Below are 17422 nucleotides of genomic sequence, written 5' to 3' on the forward strand. Positions count from 1 at the left end.
ACGTTAAAATGAAATATATAGTGAGCACAGTTTTAAAACATAAGAGGTGTTTTTAATTGAAAACGAAACGAAGTGAACGACTGGTCGATATGACCCATTATTTATTGGAAAATCCGCATACATTGATTCCCTTAACATTATTTTCGAAGAAATATGAATCTGCGAAATCCAGTATCAGTGAAGACTTAGCAATTGTTAAGCGTACATTCTCTGAAAGAGGGATAGGCATACTCGAAACGGTGCCCGGAGCAGCAGGTGGCGTGAAATATATCCCGAAGATGAATAGAAAGGATATAAAAAATTTCATAGCTGATTTGATTGAAGAGTTAAACCATTCAAAACGCCTTTTACCAGGTGGGTATGTTTATCTTTCAGATTTAATGGGAGATCCCAAGTGGCTAAGGAGAATCGGACGAGCGATTGCTTCTCAGTATATGGAAACAGAAATAGACAGTGTGATGACAGTAGCAACGAAAGGTGTGCCGGTTGCCCAATCTGTAGCCTTTTATCTTGATGTTCCTTTAGTTATCGTTAGCCGAGATTCCAAGGTAACAGAAGGATCTACTGTAAGCATAAACTACGTGTCAGATTCTTCATTTGCCCGTGTTGGAAAAATGGAACTATCCAGACGTAGTTTGAATACAGATTCAAAAGTCCTTATCGTTGATGATTTCATCAAAGGTGGTGGAACGATTAATGGAATGATGAGTTTGGTTGAAGAATTCGATTCTGAGGTCGTTGGCGCCACTGTTATTGCAGAGAATATTTATAAAGGGAAACGATCCACTTCAGATTACACGGCTTTACTGAAGGTAGATAGTGTGAACAGTGATGATCGTACAATCGCTATCTCTGAAGGGGATTTTTATTCTAAAAACATGTAATATACTATTACATGTTATGAATCACAATATTTAAAAACTAGCGGCATCATTCTCAAGATGAATGATGCCGCTAGTTTTGCTAGTTAGAGATTGTCTTTTGAATCATCAATAGTCACGATATAAAAGCCATCCCTAAGATCTTCACGGTAGGGAGCAAGTAAATCACTCTCTGGGCGGTAATTGGAATGATCAAACTCATGATCTTTTCGGATATGAAAGGCATCCCGAATAGACGTCCAGAAATTTTTGTCCTCTAGAGATTTATCATTACTTTTTGTTTTTTCAATATCAGGCTGTGTGACTTCAATGTTCCTGTCTTCAGAATTAAAAGGGTGTTTTTCTTTGTTAGTATAAATAGTTAATTGCTTGTTTTGGAAACCTTGAGCGAGTAAATGTCGAATGACACGCTCTGCTTCCTTCTCATCTTTATAACTCCCGACAACACGTTGCTTTTGCTTAATCATTCTTTGCCTCCTTAAGAGTATCATGAATGCTTAAATTAGAGTTTTTGGATTTGGAAAGTAAAAGTGCCTATGTATAGTATAAGAAAGGAAAACTTTCAGCTCAAATATTAGACCTTATATATCTTGAAAAGATTATAGTCATACAGTATGATAAGAGAGGAATTTTAGTCATATAGTTGTGTTAAAAATAAGGATAGTATACAGTCTAGAGTATAGATAGGAGACAAACAATGACAAAAAGATTTGCAGTGGTACTTGCAGCAGGACAGGGCACACGAATGAAGTCTAAATTATATAAAGTAATGCATCCCGTTATGGGGAAGCCGATGGTGGAGCACGTTGTTGATCAAGCTAAAGCAGCCAATATAGATAATATTGTCACGGTCACGGGCGTAGGAGCTGAGACAGTACAGGAATGTCTAGGTGATAAAAGTGAATACGTCTTGCAAAAAGAACAGTTAGGGACGGCGCATGCTGTATTACAGGCAGAACCACTTCTTAAAAATGAAGAGGGAACGACCTTGGTTATTTGTGGTGACACTCCTCTGCTTACAGAAGAAACGTTAGAAGGTCTTATGAAACATCATGAAAGCAACGGGGCCAAAGCGACCGTTCTAACAGCCCATGCGGATGATCCGTTTGGATATGGACGTGTGATCCGAGATGAGGATGGAACTGTACTCAAAATAGTAGAGCAAAAAGATGCATCTGAAAAAGAGCAAGCTGTTAAAGAAATTAATACAGGAACGTATTGTTTTGATAATCAAATGCTTTTCAAAGCCTTGAATCAAGTTGGTAATGACAACGTACAAGGTGAATATTATTTACCGGATGTTATAGAAATACTTAAAGATAAGCAAGAGCTTGTTTCTGCTTACCAATTAACTCACAAGGAAGAAGCCTTAGGAGTCAATGATCGTGTGGCTCTCTCAAAAGCAAATAGATTAATGAAAAATCGTATTAATGAACAACATATGAGAAATGGTGTCACGATGATTGATCCTGATCAGACTTATATTGAGCGAGATGTAAAAATCGGCCAAGATACGGTTATTGAGCCAGGTGTTTACTTGAAAGGTAAGACAATTATCGGAGAAGATTGTATGATTGGGGCACACTCTATTATTGTTGATAGCACTATTCATTCAGATGTCCAAGTGAAAAGTTCGTTAATAGAAGGGTCTGTGATGGAAAATCATAGCGATATTGGGCCTAACAGTCACTTGAGACCTGAGTCTATTATTAAAGAAGCGGCACACATTGGCAACTATGTTGAAATTAAAAAAGCAACGATTGGTGAAGAAACTAAAGTAGGGCACTTAACTTACGTAGGAGATGCCACATTAGGCAAGAATATCAATTTAGGATGTGGAACGGTTTTTGTTAATTATGATGGTAAAAATAAACATCATATTAATGTGGGGGATAACTCATTTATCGGCTGTAATGCAAATTTAATTGCGCCAGTAGATATCGAAGAAAATACGTATGTTGCTGCTGGTTCTACAATAACCGATAATGTGCCTGCGGAGTCATTAGCCATTGCACGTTCTCGCCAGACTAATAAGTTAGATTATCACAAAAAAAGCAGAAACAAGGAGTGAAATCCTTAAAAAAGAAAAGGAACTATAGATTCTGTAGTTGATTTATTTTGCTCTTAGGCATAAACTGATAGTATATAAATAAAAGAATAAAAATGATGGAGGCCGACATGTCTGAACAATATTCTGATCCAAAATTAAAAATCTTTGCACTGAGTTCTAATCAGCCCCTTGCTGAAAAAATCGCTCAAGATATAGGTGTAGAGCTGGGTGAGGTTTCTGTAACAAAATTCAGTGATGGAGAAATTCGTATCAACATTGAGGAAAGTATTCGAGGAGACCATGTGTATGTAGTCCAATCTACGTCAGCACCGACGAATGATAATCTAATGGAAGTTCTGATTATGATTGATGCATTAAAACGCGCGAGTGCAAAAACAGTTAATATTGTTATGCCTTATTATGGCTATGCCAGACAAGATAGAAAAGCCCGTTCAAGAGAACCGATTACTGCTAAATTGGTAGCAAACATGATTGAAAAAGCAGGCGCTGACCGTATGCTTTCTCTTGATTTACATGCATCCCAGATTCAAGGGTTCTTTGATATACCTGTGGATCATTTATTGGGGGCCTCTTTGCTAGCCAACTGGTTCTTAGATAAGGGGTTATGCGGTGAAAATACTGTTGTTGTCTCACCTGATCATGGTGGTGTGACACGCGCACGTAAACTCGCAGAATTTTTAAAATCACCGATTGCGATTATTGATAAGCGTCGACCTAAAGCAAATGTCGCCCAAGTGATGAATATTGTTGGTAATGTAGAAGGGAAAACAGCCGTATTGATTGATGACTTGATAGATACAGCAGGAACGATAACCTTAGCTGCTGATGCCTTAATGGAAAAAGGAGCCAAAGAGGTTTACGCTTGTGGCACACATCCCGTTTTCTCAGGTCCTGCCATCAAGAGAATAGAAGAATCACCTATCAAGAAGATGATTGTTACAGACTCAATCATGCTCCCGGGAGAAAAACATATTGATAAAATCGTACAGGTTAGTGTTGGAGAGTTAATGGGACATGCAATCAAACGTATTCACGAAAACCGTTCAGTGTCTCCGTTATTCGAAAAACAATTCAAAGGTTATGTCAAAGATGATGAATAAAGGCTAGTAGTTCTTTCTGTACTAAGTCCCAGTATTTTTGATAGGCTATTTCAAGAAGAAGTATTCAGTTCATCTTGAATGCATATTGTCACTTCAAGGAAGGAGTATAGCGTCATGTTTGACAAGCTAAAGTATCATTTAAGAAACACTAAACCACTGGATGTCATCATTATTGTCACTCTTATGCTAGGCTCTTTTCTTCCACATGTGGTGTACGGTATGCAGTTGAGTCAGATTGATGAAGATGCGCAAATCATTGCTACAGTGAGTATTTCAGGCGAAGAAGTTTATAGTGTAGAATTAAGTGAAGAGACGCCACATGAAGAATTCACTTTAAAGCCTTCAAAAAAACAGTACAATATCATTGAAGTGGATGGGACTCGTATCCGAAATAAAGAAGACAACAGTCCCGATCAATTGGGAGTCAGACGCGGTTGGATTAGCCAGCCTGGTGAAACGGCTGTCGTCTTACCGCATGAATTGATTATTGAAATCCATGCAGAATCGCCTGATGGAGAGAAAATTGACCAAGAGGACGATATCATTATACCGATGTAAATATATGTATAAAAGCAGCAGGCTTTGTTATTATTACAAAGTCTGCTGCTCTTTTTTTAAAATATATGAGTAAAATTAATCAATTGTGAAACCTAGATCAGGATTTTTTTCAAGTACTTCTTTTAAATGTTTTCGTATAGTATTAACAGAGTAATCCATTTTTTCTTTTTCGGAATCATTCAAGGGGATTTCTACAACTTTTTTAAGACCATTACTATTAACAATGGCAGGAGAGCCAATATATATGTTATTTTGGCCATATTCTCCTTCAAGATAAACTGAAAGAGGTAGAACAGCTTGTTCATTGTTTAAAATTGCACGTGTAATACGCGCAAGGGAAGCACCAATACCATAGAAAGTGGCTCCTTTTTTCTGAATGATTTCATAAGCCGCATCCCTTACAGAGAAGAATATTTCCACAAGGGCCTCTTGATCCGTTTGAGGATTATTACTTAGCCATTCATTTATATGCAAGCCGGCTACGTTAGCATGTGACCAGACTGGGAACTCGGTATCACCATGCTCTCCAATGATGTATCCATGAACATTACGCACATCGACATCCAGTAAATTTGCTATGGCATGGCGGAAACGTGCGCTGTCAAGGGACGTTCCTGTTCCAATGACTTTATGAGAAGGAAGGCCAGATAATTTGTAAACAGCATAGGTGAGTATGTCTACTGGATTCGCAGCAACTAAAAAGACACCGTCAAAGCCACTTTTCATTACATTTTCTACAACTGATTTAGTGATACGAAGATTCTTCTCAGTTAAATCTAAACGTGTTTCTCCTGGCTTTTGAGAGGCACCGGCTGTGAAAACAACAAGATCTGCATCATGACAATCTTCGTAGTCTGCAACATAAATTTTCTTTGGAGATGTGAAAGCCAAGGCACTGTTTAGGTCCATGACATCACCTTCTACCTTTTCTCGATTTACATCGATGATACCAAGTTCATGACCAATGTTTTGATTTAATATGGCATAGGCAAAGCTTGAGCCAACTGCACCGTCCCCAATTAAAATAATCTTTTGACGTTTGTCTTTCTCTTTCATCTCATACATCCCTTTCCTTTTTAACTAATAATAGTATAGCATAATTAACCTCTAATATAGACAAATATATTGAAGAAAATTCAACAATTCACAATCATGCAATAATTGACTAAACCTATTATAAATGGGAAAATGATAATATATTTTTAACGATATACTAACCTTTGAATGGAGATGTACAATTGAAGCCAATAACAAGTGAAAGTTTATTTGAATTGAAAAATGTGTCTCAGCCAATATCCGTGGAGGATCGCTTTTTTTATCTTGAAACACGGACAGATAAAGATGAAAATACTTATCTTACATCAGTATGGGGATTGGATAAAGAGACCCGTGAGCGTACAAAATGGGTCAGCGAAGACATGAGTCCATCCCAACTTAAAGTTAGCCCAAATAAAAAATGGTTGAGTTTCTTATCAGCTCCAAAAGAAAAGAAGGCTCAAATCTGTATTATGCCCTTAAAAGGTGGAGGAGCTACTCCTTTAACGGAAGAAAAAACAGGGATAAGTACTTATGAATGGACAGATAATAGTGCATCAATTTATTATCAGACCTCTGTAAAAATAGAGAAACAAAATCAGGAAGAAGAAAAAGAGGCATCAGAAACAAAAAAAGTTGAAGCTAAAACCATTACAAAATTACAGTATAAAATGGATGGACAAGGCCATTTACCTAATGATAAAAATTACCAAGTAAAAAAGTTAGATGTTGAAAGTAAAAAAGAGGCAGTTGTCATTGAAAAGGATCGCCCATTTAAACTTCAATATGTTTCCAAAGATGAACGTTTCTTACTGTATATTGATAAACTTGATCCAGAAGATGAATGGGTGTACGGAGCGAGTGTCTATGAATATGATATAAATTTAAAGGAATCACAGTTGATTACAAAAGATATACCCAAAGGAAGTTTCTCTTTTGAGGCAGCAAATGAAAACGAAACATTTTTCTTATTTACAGGTAATGATTTTTCCCATGCGTTTGTAACCTTGGACAAAGTTTTTGGTTGGGACCGTGAAAAACAAACATTTATAGAATTGTCAAAAGAGGATAAGCATGTCGGGGATGCTCTTATTGGCGACTTCCAACAAAAAACAAAGGGATTTCCTGTGTGTTGGTTGACTGATGAGACCTTTGTATATCCCGTTTCTGTGGAAGGGAAACTCCAGTTATATCATGGGGATATCGAAGGAAACAACATAAAGATATTTGACGCATATGCCCATTTAACTGATGGCGATTTGATTGAGAAAAACAAATTTGTCGTGACCTATTCAGATTTGAATACGCCAAGTGTCCTTGCATCTTTAGATATTGAAAGTGGAGAGATAGATGTTTTATATGATCCAAATGAAGCATTCTCAAGCACGCATGCATATGCTTGTGTTGAGCGATTCTGGTTTAAGGGAGCAGATAACTGGGATATTGAAGGGTGGTACGTGAAACCGACACAAGATAAAAAGGAGCACCCTGCTATACTTTATATACATGGTGGACCTCAGGTGTGTTACGGGGAAACATTCTTTCATGAAATGCAACAGCTTGCAAGTTCTGGGTATGGTGTCATCATGATAAACCCACGTGGCGGAAATAGTTACGGACAAGATTTTGTGGCCTCAATCTTAGGTGATTACGGAAATAAAGACTATCAGGATTTGATGCTAGGCACAGATTATGTTCTAGAAAAGCATCCGGAGATTGATAAAGAGCGAGTCTTTGTAGCTGGGGGAAGTTACGGCGGGTTTATGACTAACTGGGTCATCGGGCACACTGATCGATTTAAAGCCGCCATAACACAGCGATGCATTTCAAACTGGCTTAGTTTTTACGGAACAAGTGATGTCGGCGCATTCTTTGTCGAATATCAACTTCAAAAAGAGTTGAAAGATGCAAAGGCCTTGTGGGAAATGTCCCCCCTTGCTTATGCTGATAATATTAAAACACCTCTGCTTGTAATGCATGGCGAAGAAGACCTGCGTTGTCCTAAGGAACAAGGAGAACAAATGTATACGGCAATGAAGAAACAGAAAGTGGACACCAAAATGATTCTCTATCCAAAATCCAGCCATGGCTTATCACGTTCTGGCCTACCTCATTTAAGAATGTACAGAATGAATGAAATAAACGCATGGTTTGAAAAATACCAATAAAAATAGACGGTGTAGTGTTTTCTGCTCTGAATCAGATGGATTTGAAAGATTCGGACGGAGGCACTGCACCTTTTTTTATAAATAAATGAGAAAAGTATAAAATTCTGATAAGTAGAAGACGATAACCTTTGTTAAATAGAAACTATCTGTTATACTCACTAACGATTACGACATATACAAATAAACGAAAAAACACTATAGGAGTGTAACCTTGACACAAAATCTGGAAAGTTTAAGCCCTTTTGAATTAAATCTTTATCTTGAAAGCAGAATGACCAAGCAAAACACAAGTAAACAATGGCTCAATGCTGGAAGGGGTAACCCCAACTGGACAGCACCTATTCCAAGGGAAGCTTATTTTCTATTAGGCGAATTTTCAACGAAAGAAACGATGCTTAAAGAAAAAGAATCGATTGGGACAATGATCAAAAAAGGAAACGGCCAAGTCACTCGGTTTGAGGCCTTTATAAAAAGCAAAGAGTCTCCTGGAGCAACACTTTTAGAAGAAATCTGGGAAAAGGGTTCACACCTATTAGGTATGGATAGAGAAGAATGGCTTACGCAAATGCTTGATTATAGTATAGGAGATAATTACCCCTATCCTGAACGCGTACTGAACGCATGTGAGCAGCCGATAAAACAATACCTCCATCATGAACTATTTAATGCAAAAACAGAGCCGTTTGATATTTTTGCAGTTGAAGGTGGCACAGCGGGAATTGTTTATACCTTTAATTCACTTGTAAATAATCACTTGCTCGAAAAGCATGATAAAATTGCTCTAATGGTTCCAACCTTTGCACCATATATGGAGATACCGGAACTGCCAGAATATGATTTTGATGTAGAATATATTCGATCAGAGCTAATGGAAATTGATGGACAGAGAAGTTATCAGTTTCCTAAAGCGGAGCTAGACCGTTTGAGAAATGATGAAATTAAGGCGGTCTTTGTGGTTAATCCAAGTAATCCAACGGCAAATGCAATTTACGATGAATCAATTGAACAGTTGAAAGATATTGTTAAAACAGATAACCCCAATTTGATGATTCTTTCCGATGATGTTTATGGCACGTTTTTAGAAGACTTCACTTCTTTATTTACAGCTATGCCATATAATACGGCTTGTATTTACTCGTATTCCAAATACTTTGGAGCAACGGGATGGCGTGTTGGAACAATTGCGTTGGCTAAAAATAATGTCTTTGATAAACGACTTCATGAATTACCCAGTTCAAAAAAATTAGCCTTACATGAACGTTATGGTTCTTTAACGTCAGAACCGGAACGATTAAACTTCATTGATCGCCTAGTAGCAGATAGCCGATCCGTTGCATTAAATCATGCAGCAGGCTTGTCCGCACCCCAGCAAGTAATGATGACCTTGTTTAGTCTTTATGCGCTACTGGATAAGGAAGATGAGTACAAGAAAGAAGTCATGGCTATTTGTCAAAAAAGAGGCGAGCTTTTATATGAGTCATTGGAAATGTCCAGACCTTATAAAAGTTTGAATACTGCCTATTACTGTGAAATTGACTTTGATTGGTGGATTGAAAAGCGCTATGGTTCAAATTTCAAGACTTTTGTACAAGAGACATGGACAATGACGGATATCGTAGCTAAATTGGTTGAAGAAGAACGACTCATGCTTTTAAAAGCTGAAGCATTTGGTTCAAGCAAGTGGACTGTTCGTGTGTCACTAGCGAATTTAAAAACAGAGGCCTATAGAGAAATAGGCTCACGTGTATCTAATATGATGGATCGGTTATACACGAACTGGAAAAATGACTAAATAAAAAAAGACTCCCTCTGTAGCATAATCAAAAAAATGTGTATGCATTTTCTGATTGCAACGAAGGGAGTCTTTTTATGTCAGTAAGTTTTACTGATAAATTATTCTACTGTAACTGATTTAGCCAGGTTCCTTGGTTTATCCACATCATTACCACGGTGTAAACTGCAGTAATAGGCGAGTAACTGTGTTGGAATAACACTAACCAAGGCTGATAATAAGGGATTAACATGGGGAATGACGATTTGGTCTTCCGGACGGTCGAGACCTTCCATTGAAATAACCATTGCATGTGCGCCGCGTGCTTTTGTTTCTTGCAAGTTACCACGTGTGTGTCCAGCAACTCTTTTCTCGGTCACAAGTGCGATCACGGGAGTATCCTCTTCAATTAAGGCAATGGTTCCGTGTTTCAACTCGCCAGCAGCAAAGCCTTCAGTTTGAATATAAGAAATTTCTTTCAACTTAAGAGCTGCTTCTAAAGCAACATGATAATCCATGCCACGCCCGATATAAAACGCATTACGAGAAGTACTTAAGTAATCTGAGGCAAGAGATTCTATTTTTTCTTTATCGTCGATAATAGCTTGAATCGCATTAGCCGCAATACCGATATCATGAAGCATGGTCCCTTTATTAATGAGCCCTTTTTCTATACCAATAACTTCACTTAAAATGGCTAGAACCGCAATTTGTGCTGTGTAAGCTTTCGTTGAAGCAACAGCGATTTCAGGGCCTGCATTCAGGAGTAATGTGAAATTGGATTCGCGAGACAGGGTTGAGCCAGCCACATTTGTTACAGTCAACGATGGGTGGCCAAGCGCGTTTGTTTTAACGAGCACTTGACGACTGTCGGCTGTTTCACCACTTTGAGATAAAAAGATAAAGAATGGCTTCTCAGAAAGAATGGGAGTGTTATACCCGAATTCACTTGAAACATGTACTTCAGTTGGAATATGAGTCATTTTTTCAATAAGTTCTTTCCCAACAAGGCCACCATTATAGCTTGTTCCCGCCGCAATGATATAGACACGGTCAGATTCAAGCATGGCGTCTACGATAGCTTGATCAACCGTCAGATTATTATTTTCATCCTGATACTTCAATAAAAGTTTACGCATGACAGCGGGTTGTTCATCAATTTCTTTCAACATGTAATAAGGATAGGTTCCTTTTTCAAAATCATCTGAATCAATTTCAGCTGTATAGGGCGCGCGCTTAATTTTTTCACCAGTGAAGTCTTCAATGATTAGTGATTCACGTGTTACCGTAGCGATTTCCTTGTCCATCAACTCAACGAATTGATTTGTTTCTTTAATCATTGCCATAGCATCACTACATATAACGTTGAAGCCATCTCCTTTACCAAGTAAAAGCGGGCTCTTATTTTTAGCTGCATAGATGACATCTGGATTTTGATTATCCATAAGAGCGATAGCATAAGACCCTTCTAAAGCAACAATGGCTTTTTTAAAGGCATCAATGGTTTCCAAGTCCTCAGATTCTACAAACCAAGAAATAAGTTGCACGATAATTTCTGTATCTGTATCACTTTTTTGTTCGACGTCAGATAAGTAAGCATCTTTAATCTCTTGATAGTTTTCAATCACACCATTATGAACAATCGTGAAACGTTCGCTAACAGACTGGTGCGGATGCGCATTACGTACACTTGGAGCGCCGTGTGTTGCCCAACGTGTATGTCCAATACCGGCAGTTGCCTTTACTGAATCATCAACTTTCTCACGTAGAGCAGCCATTCTTCCTTTTTCTTTGAATAAATAACCCTCTTCTGCTTTTTTTAAAACATAAATACCTGCTGAATCATAACCACGGTATTCTAGTTTTTCTAAACCGTTTAAGAGTATTTCCTTGGAGTCTTTTGCTCCGATATAACCTACAATGCCACACATAATATTTTCCACCTTTCAGAAATTTTGAAAAATCAAATGAATTGGATTTGATATCATAATATAAACCCACAATAGTAAAAAGGAATTATTATAATAACATTAATTAAAATCAACTTACGAGAGAAAAAAAGCTAACATATTAAATGAGTATAACAAGATAATGATACACGTGAATGCGCTAATAGTCAAGTAAGCCAATGATTTGAGCGCTTATAAACGGACGAACACGTGACGGTTTTTTAGCTGTCAGATATAACTCAATATAATTGTAGACTCATTGTAATTGTGGTATGATAGCATCGAAAATGAAAAATGTTTAACACATTGTAATAATGGTATAAACATACAGGAGGAATTATTGAAAATGACTTATAAAAAAATGGTGGGTTTACTCGCTGTTTCATCATTTGCGCTGGCAGCGTGTGAGAGTGACGACGTATCAGACGTGAAAGAAAACGCTGAAGAAACTGGGGATAGTGCGAGTGACGTTATTGACGGCATCGATAGTGATCTAGATTATACATCATCCGTTGGTTTAGAAATCATAGGCGGTAATTGGTCACCAGATGGGTATACCTTCACTCCAACAGACGGTGAAGCCACTGTGAATGGTAAGGCAACACCACAAGACGATGTTGAAAAGGTGTATGCTTTCGTTATTGAAGATGGGATTGTTTTTGAAAAACCTGAACTTACTGAAAATGAATTTACATTTACAGTAAGTGAAACAGATGCTGAACAAAACTTTGAAATTGGCGTTTCTGATGAAGATTTATGGGAAATTGGAGACGAAGCTGATTCAGAAGAATTGGTTAGACACGAAGATGTTATTATAGAAAGCTCTCAAGCAGAATAAATTGAAATAGAAAAGTCAAAGGATTCCAAAAGGGGAATTCTTTGACTTTTTCTTCACTATTTCTTAATACTCGTTTGGTATAGTGCTACTATAGATTGAAGGATTACAAACATAAATATAAAGAAATGAAGGAATGATTAGGATGCAATGGGTCAGTAAATTGATGTTTTACATGAGAGGACGCTATGGTTATGATGAATTATCAAAGGTTTTAATCTTAGCGGGACTGATAACGAGTATTTTCAGTAACTTTACCGATGGATTTATTTTGAATATCCTAGCCTTGGCTTTAATTTCCTTTGGTGGCCTTCGTGTTGTGTCAAAGGAAAAAAATAACCGATTAAAAGAATTAAAAAAATATATTGATTTCAAGCAAGTTATTTTATCTAGATTTAGAAAGTATAGGAATCGATGGTTTCAAAGAAAAGCTTTCAAGATAACAAAGTGTCCAAACTGTAAGCAAAAAATAAGAATCCCTCGGGGCAGAAAAAAAGTACGTGTTACTTGCCCGTCATGTAAAAATAAATTCATCAAAAAAACTTAGAGTCCACTTTATAGGGCAACAATTAAAATTATGTTATAATAACAGAATAATAAAAAAGACTGGACGTAACCGTTCAGCTTTTTTGTGTGTTCAAGAGCATTTAAGATAAAGGATTAAAAAGACAATTCAAATAAATTTTCTACATAATCCAACATAACAATTAAGGAGACAATCATGAAATTAATCATAGGTTTAGGGAACCCCGGTGGAAAGTATAAGGAAACAAAACATAATATAGGTTTTATAGCGCTAGATGAGATTGCATTTCAAAATGGCTGGGTATTTAATCGCTCAAAATTTGAATCAGTATATGCAGAAGGAATAGTTAAGGGAGAAAAAGTTCTATTAATTAAACCGCAGACTTATATGAATGATTCAGGACGCTCAGTGAGACAATGGCTGGATTATTATAATTTATCTGATGAAGACATTGCTGTTGTCTATGATGACATGGATCTTCCCACAGGAAAAATAAGATTAAGACAAAAAGGTGGGGCCGGTGGACATAACGGTATAAAGAGTATTATTGACCACATGGGAACAAAGAATTTTAATCGTTTACGTATCGGTATTGGACGTCCCTTTGAAAATCAAACAGTCATTTCACACGTGTTGAGTCCCTTTCATAAATCTGAAAATGAAAATATGTTGTTTGCAGTGAAAAGAGCTGCAGATGCGGCGATGTATTGGGTTGAAGGACAAACCTACATTGATACAATGACACGATTTAATTAATTAGGATAAGGAGTTGATAATTATGCCACAATTACACAGGTTTTTAAGTGATATGCCTTCAATACAGGAGGTTTTTAATACTCTACCTAAAAATAATCGTCAATTAATCACAGGGCTTGCCGGTTCTGCTCGGACACTTTTGCTTCAATCAATGTTGGAAGAAAAGCAAAAACCACTTGTTGTATTCACGCAAAACATTTACCATGCCAATCAATTGCTTTCTGATTTAAATGGCCTTGTTCCAGATGAACAGCTATTTTTATTTTCTGTTGATGATATGATCCACGCTGAAATGGCAGTAGCCTCTCCGGAAGCACGAGCAGATCGCGTGAGAGCGTTGAATTTTTTATTGAAAAGTGAACCGGGAATTGTTGTCGTTCCACTTGCAGGTGCCCGGAAAATTTTACCAGATCCAAAATTATTTAAAGAAGCAGCCTTGTCTTTTACTTTGGGTGATGAAATTGAACGCGATGCAATGACCTTGAAGTTAACAGAGATGGGCTACCGAAGGGAACAGAAAGTGACCTCACCAGGTGAATACAGTATTCGTGGAGGTATCGTTGACGTTTATCCTCTGACTGAAAAAAAGCCCGTTCGTATGGAATTGTTTGATGTTGAGATAGATTCGTTGCGTTATTTTGATGCAGATTCACAGAGGTCAAGTCATAATATTGAAGAAGTTACAATCATTCCAGCTACGGACACACTGTTCCCTGTTGCGCAAAAAGAGGACATACTTGCGCGATTTGATAAGGCTTTTGTAAAAGCTACAAAAAAAATAAAAGACCACGAGCGTAAGGAACAGTTAACACAGAATGTCACGGACGTGATGGATGCGATACGTGAGGAAGCATACAGCGAGGACCTTGTAAAATATACAAGCCTTTTATATCAAGGCGATGTAACTATTATGGATTATGCGTCTCAAGAGGCAATATTCATTATGGATGAATACCCACGAATCATTGAAAATGAAGCCCTTCTTGATGAAGAAGAAGCAGAATGGGTAACAAGCCAGCTCTCAAGTGGCACAATTATGCCTGATCAGAGCTTCTCTATTTCATTTAGAGAGACTTTAAAAGAAATAGCGCAATCACAATTATACTTCTCTCTCTTTCAAAAAGGTATGAAAGGATTAAAGCTTAACGCGATACATAATTTCCAGTACCGTACAATGCAAAAATTCTTCGGGCAGATGCCCCTTGTTAAAACAGAGATGGAACGTTGGATGAAGCAAGATTATACCGTTGTTGTGATGGCCGAAAATCAGGAACGCGCTGAAAAAGTTTATCAAACATTACGAGATTTTGAAATACAAAGCATTCTTTCTAAAGATGGCACGATTTTAAGTGGAAGAGTTCAAATTATTCAATCAAGCATTCATACAGGATTTGAGTTGCCCGAGCAGAAAGTAGCAGTGTTAACGGAAAAGGAACTGTTCAATCGTATTCCAAAGAAAAAACCAAGACGTCAGAATATATCGAATGCTGAAAGATTAAAAAGTTATTCAGAACTCGAAAAAGGCGACTATGTTGTCCATGTGAATCACGGAATTGGTCAGTTTACCGGTATGGAAACAATGGAGATAAATGGTATCCATCAAGATTACATGTCTATTGTCTATAGTGATACATCGAAGTTGTTTATCCCGGTAACGCAGCTTAATCTTCTACAAAAATATGTTTCTTCTGAAGGAAAGACGCCAAAACTAAATAAATTGGGTGGAACAGCCTGGGCTAAAACCAAAAATCGTGTGGCAGCTCAAGTGGAAGATATTGCGGATGATTTAATTGAATTGTATGCGGTCAGAGAGAACGAAGTCGGCTATGGCTTCTCTGCTGATGATGCCTATCAAAGAGAATTTGATGATGCCTTTCCATACACAGAAACGGATGACCAATTACGTACAATTGATGAAGTGAAAAAAGATATGGAGAAGCCTAAACCAATGGATCGGCTCCTTGTTGGTGACGTAGGTTATGGTAAAACAGAAGTCGCTATGCGTGCAGCATTTAAAGCTATTCAAGATGGAAAACAAGTCGCATTTCTAGTTCCAACAACGGTACTGGCTCAACAGCATTACGAAACGATGCGTGAGCGTTTTGCTGATTTTCCAGTAGAAATAGGCTTGCTAAGCCGCTTTAGAACAGGTAGCCAGTTGAAACAAACTGTCGAAGATATTAGAAAAGGAAAAGTGGATGTTGTTGTGGGGACACATCGTGTGTTATCTAAAGATATCATATTCCAGGATTTAGGATTACTGATTGTTGATGAAGAGCAACGCTTTGGCGTAAAACATAAGGAACGCTTAAAACAATTAAAAAATGAAGTGGATGTTCTGACGCTAACCGCAACCCCCATACCACGGACGTTACACATGTCAATGCTTGGGGTGCGTGACTTATCGGTTATTGAAACCCCACCAGCAAACCGCTATCCAGTACAAACATATGTAATGGAAATGAATGGGCCGGTTGTTCAGGAATCGATTAAAAGAGAACTAGCAAGAGGCGGACAAGTTTTTTATCTTCATAACCGCGTCAGCACGATTGAACAGCGGGCAGATGAACTGCAGCAACTCGTCCCGGAAGCACGTATTGCGGTTGCGCATGGACAAATGAGTGAAAACCAACTTGAAAATGTCCTCTACCAATTTGTTCAAGGGGAATTTGATGTCATTGTCACCACGACCATTATTGAAACCGGTGTGGATATACCTAACGTTAATACACTTATTGTAGAAAATGCCGATTGGATGGGGCTGAGTCAATTATACCAACTAAGAGGGCGTGTCGGACGAAGTAGTCGAATTGCGTATGCTTACTTTATGCATCAGCCAGATAAAGTGTTGACTGAAGTCAGTGAAAAACGACTGCAAGCCATTAAAGACTTTACGGATCTTGGTTCAGGATTTAAGATTGCTATGCGTGATTTATCTATTCGCGGTGCCGGTAATTTATTAGGGCAGCAACAACACGGTTTCATTGACAGTGTCGGTTTCGATTTGTACTCTCAAATGTTATCTGAAGCTGTCGCGAGAAAACGTGGGGATAAACAACAAGTCAAAACACATGTTGAAATTGATCTGTCTCTGAATGCTTACCTTCCAGGCACCTATGTCGAAGACGAACGACAAAAAATTGAATTGTACAAACGCGTTCGTCAATTTACATCTGAAGAGGACTATGTAGAGTTACAAGATGAACTAATTGATCGCTTTGGTGAGTACCCTCAGTCAGTCTCTGATTTGTTATCTGTAGGACTTCTCAAGATGTATAGTGAAACAGCTTTGATAGAAACAATTAAGCGTAATAATAAGGAAATAATTGTAAGCTTTTCAGCAGACGGAACGAAAAAACATCCTCTGCCTGAAGTCTTCAAAGCATTGAAGGATGTTCCAATGAGAACAGAAATGCAATCAGATCAAAAACTTACGATCGCCTTCAAAATAACCAGACAGATGAAGGACAAGGAATGGCTTGATTCGCTCATACTCTTTTCTAAAAACTGTGCCGAATATCGTGTGGAAAAAGATGAACAAAGTGAAAGCCAGGAATCTGATAAATAAACACCTGTATGATGAGGTATTTTACAGGTGAGTGATAATAAGTAAGAAATGTCATACTCGGGGTTGAAGAGTAGCTGAGTGCACACTTTTTAACTTCAGATGTCGAACTGGGCGTCCCAAATGTTTTGAGTGAGCACTTTCGAGAGAGAAATGTCATACTCAGGGTTAAGAAGCAATTGAGTGAACACTTTCGAGAAAGAAATG

The 17422-nt window shown here is 37.8% G+C and carries 13 protein-coding genes; 10 read left to right on the plus strand and 3 right to left on the minus strand.

Going from position 1 to position 17422, the window contains the following annotated elements; translation table 11 throughout:
• Positions 1 to 56: 56 nt before the first annotated feature.
• Complete coding sequence (gene purR / locus BMX83_RS03835) at positions 57 to 884, plus strand: pur operon repressor (RefSeq protein ID WP_091633622.1); 828 nt, start codon at positions 57 to 59, stop codon at positions 882 to 884.
• A gap of 83 nt (positions 885 to 967) precedes the next feature.
• On the opposite strand, the gene BMX83_RS03840 is transcribed toward purR, so the two are convergent.
• The gene (locus tag BMX83_RS03840; protein WP_177170489.1) at positions 968 to 1348 is read right to left on the minus strand and encodes a general stress protein; all 381 of its coding nucleotides are present in this window, start codon (positions 1346 to 1348) and stop codon (positions 968 to 970) included.
• 230 nt (positions 1349 to 1578) lie between these two features.
• Between BMX83_RS03840 and glmU the strand changes: the two genes are divergently transcribed.
• The 3 genes from glmU to BMX83_RS03855 all read left to right on the plus strand — a co-directional run bounded on the left by glmU (position 1579) and on the right by BMX83_RS03855 (position 4610).
• A complete protein-coding gene (gene glmU, locus BMX83_RS03845) occupies positions 1579 to 2952 on the plus strand; it encodes a bifunctional UDP-N-acetylglucosamine diphosphorylase/glucosamine-1-phosphate N-acetyltransferase GlmU (RefSeq protein ID WP_091633627.1) in 1374 nt (457 codons plus the stop codon).
• 107 nt (positions 2953 to 3059) lie between these two features.
• Complete coding sequence (locus BMX83_RS03850) at positions 3060 to 4052, plus strand: ribose-phosphate diphosphokinase (protein ID WP_091633630.1); 993 nt, start codon at positions 3060 to 3062, stop codon at positions 4050 to 4052.
• A 114-nt stretch (positions 4053 to 4166) separates the two neighbouring features.
• Positions 4167 to 4610 (plus strand): NusG domain II-containing protein, encoded by a 444-nt coding sequence (locus BMX83_RS03855; protein ID WP_091633633.1) that lies wholly within the window; start codon positions 4167 to 4169, stop codon positions 4608 to 4610.
• 75 nt (positions 4611 to 4685) lie between these two features.
• Here the strand turns inward: BMX83_RS03855 and BMX83_RS03860 are convergent, their stop codons facing one another.
• Positions 4686 to 5675: an L-lactate dehydrogenase gene (locus tag BMX83_RS03860; protein WP_091633636.1), complete on the minus strand. Its 990-nt coding sequence runs from the start codon at positions 5673 to 5675 to the stop codon at positions 4686 to 4688.
• Between the two features lie 173 nt (positions 5676 to 5848).
• On the opposite strand from BMX83_RS03860, the gene BMX83_RS03865 reads away from it, so the two are divergent.
• Together BMX83_RS03865 and aspD are read left to right on the plus strand one after the other, a co-directional pair.
• Positions 5849 to 7813 (plus strand): alpha/beta hydrolase family protein, encoded by a 1965-nt coding sequence (locus BMX83_RS03865; protein WP_091633638.1) that lies wholly within the window; start codon positions 5849 to 5851, stop codon positions 7811 to 7813.
• A gap of 211 nt (positions 7814 to 8024) precedes the next feature.
• A complete protein-coding gene (aspD, locus tag BMX83_RS03870) occupies positions 8025 to 9605 on the plus strand; it encodes an aspartate 4-decarboxylase (RefSeq protein ID WP_091633641.1) in 1581 nt (526 codons plus the stop codon).
• A 101-nt stretch (positions 9606 to 9706) separates the two neighbouring features.
• Here aspD and glmS read toward each other — a convergent pair whose 3' ends face one another.
• Positions 9707 to 11515: a glutamine--fructose-6-phosphate transaminase (isomerizing) gene (gene glmS / locus BMX83_RS03875; protein ID WP_091633644.1), complete on the minus strand. Its 1809-nt coding sequence runs from the start codon at positions 11513 to 11515 to the stop codon at positions 9707 to 9709.
• 364 nt (positions 11516 to 11879) lie between these two features.
• Between glmS and BMX83_RS03880 the strand changes: the two genes are divergently transcribed.
• The 4 genes from BMX83_RS03880 (at position 11880) to mfd (ending at position 17218) form a co-directional block, all read left to right on the plus strand.
• A complete protein-coding gene (locus tag BMX83_RS03880; RefSeq protein ID WP_091633647.1) occupies positions 11880 to 12371 on the plus strand; it encodes a hypothetical protein in 492 nt (163 codons plus the stop codon).
• Between the two features lie 142 nt (positions 12372 to 12513).
• A complete protein-coding gene (locus BMX83_RS03885; RefSeq protein ID WP_091633649.1) occupies positions 12514 to 12915 on the plus strand; it encodes a BRcat domain-containing protein in 402 nt (133 codons plus the stop codon).
• Between the two features lie 174 nt (positions 12916 to 13089).
• On the plus strand, positions 13090 to 13650 hold the full coding sequence (pth, locus tag BMX83_RS03890; RefSeq protein WP_091633651.1) for an aminoacyl-tRNA hydrolase: 561 nt from the start codon (positions 13090 to 13092) through the stop codon (positions 13648 to 13650).
• 22 nt (positions 13651 to 13672) lie between these two features.
• Positions 13673 to 17218, plus strand: coding sequence for a transcription-repair coupling factor (mfd, locus tag BMX83_RS03895; RefSeq protein ID WP_091633654.1), 3546 nt, complete (start codon positions 13673 to 13675; stop codon positions 17216 to 17218).
• The last annotated feature ends 204 nt before the right edge of the window (positions 17219 to 17422 follow it).

Origin of the sequence: Alkalibacterium gilvum, assembly GCF_900109085.1 — a bacterium.
In the GTDB taxonomy this organism is placed as follows: Bacteria; Bacillota; Bacilli; order Lactobacillales; family Carnobacteriaceae_A; genus Alkalibacterium; species Alkalibacterium gilvum.

Excerpts from the sequence above, each read along its gene's own strand:
- BMX83_RS03840 (WP_177170489.1), bottom strand. The coding sequence starts at position 1,348 with ATGATTAAGCAAAAGCAACGTGTTGTCGGGAGTTATAAAGATGAGAAG.
- glmU (WP_091633627.1), top strand. The coding sequence starts at position 1,579 with ATGACAAAAAGATTTGCAGTGGTACTTGCAGCAGGACAGGGCACACGA.
- BMX83_RS03850 (WP_091633630.1), top strand. The coding sequence starts at position 3,060 with ATGTCTGAACAATATTCTGATCCAAAATTAAAAATCTTTGCACTGAGT.
- BMX83_RS03855 (WP_091633633.1), top strand. The coding sequence starts at position 4,167 with ATGTTTGACAAGCTAAAGTATCATTTAAGAAACACTAAACCACTGGAT.
- BMX83_RS03860 (WP_091633636.1), bottom strand. The coding sequence starts at position 5,675 with ATGTATGAGATGAAAGAGAAAGACAAACGTCAAAAGATTATTTTAATT.
- glmS (WP_091633644.1), bottom strand. The coding sequence starts at position 11,515 with ATGTGTGGCATTGTAGGTTATATCGGAGCAAAAGACTCCAAGGAAATA.
- BMX83_RS03880 (WP_091633647.1), top strand. The coding sequence starts at position 11,880 with ATGACTTATAAAAAAATGGTGGGTTTACTCGCTGTTTCATCATTTGCG.
- BMX83_RS03885 (WP_091633649.1), top strand. The coding sequence starts at position 12,514 with ATGCAATGGGTCAGTAAATTGATGTTTTACATGAGAGGACGCTATGGT.
- pth (WP_091633651.1), top strand. The coding sequence starts at position 13,090 with ATGAAATTAATCATAGGTTTAGGGAACCCCGGTGGAAAGTATAAGGAA.
- mfd (WP_091633654.1), top strand. The coding sequence starts at position 13,673 with ATGCCACAATTACACAGGTTTTTAAGTGATATGCCTTCAATACAGGAG.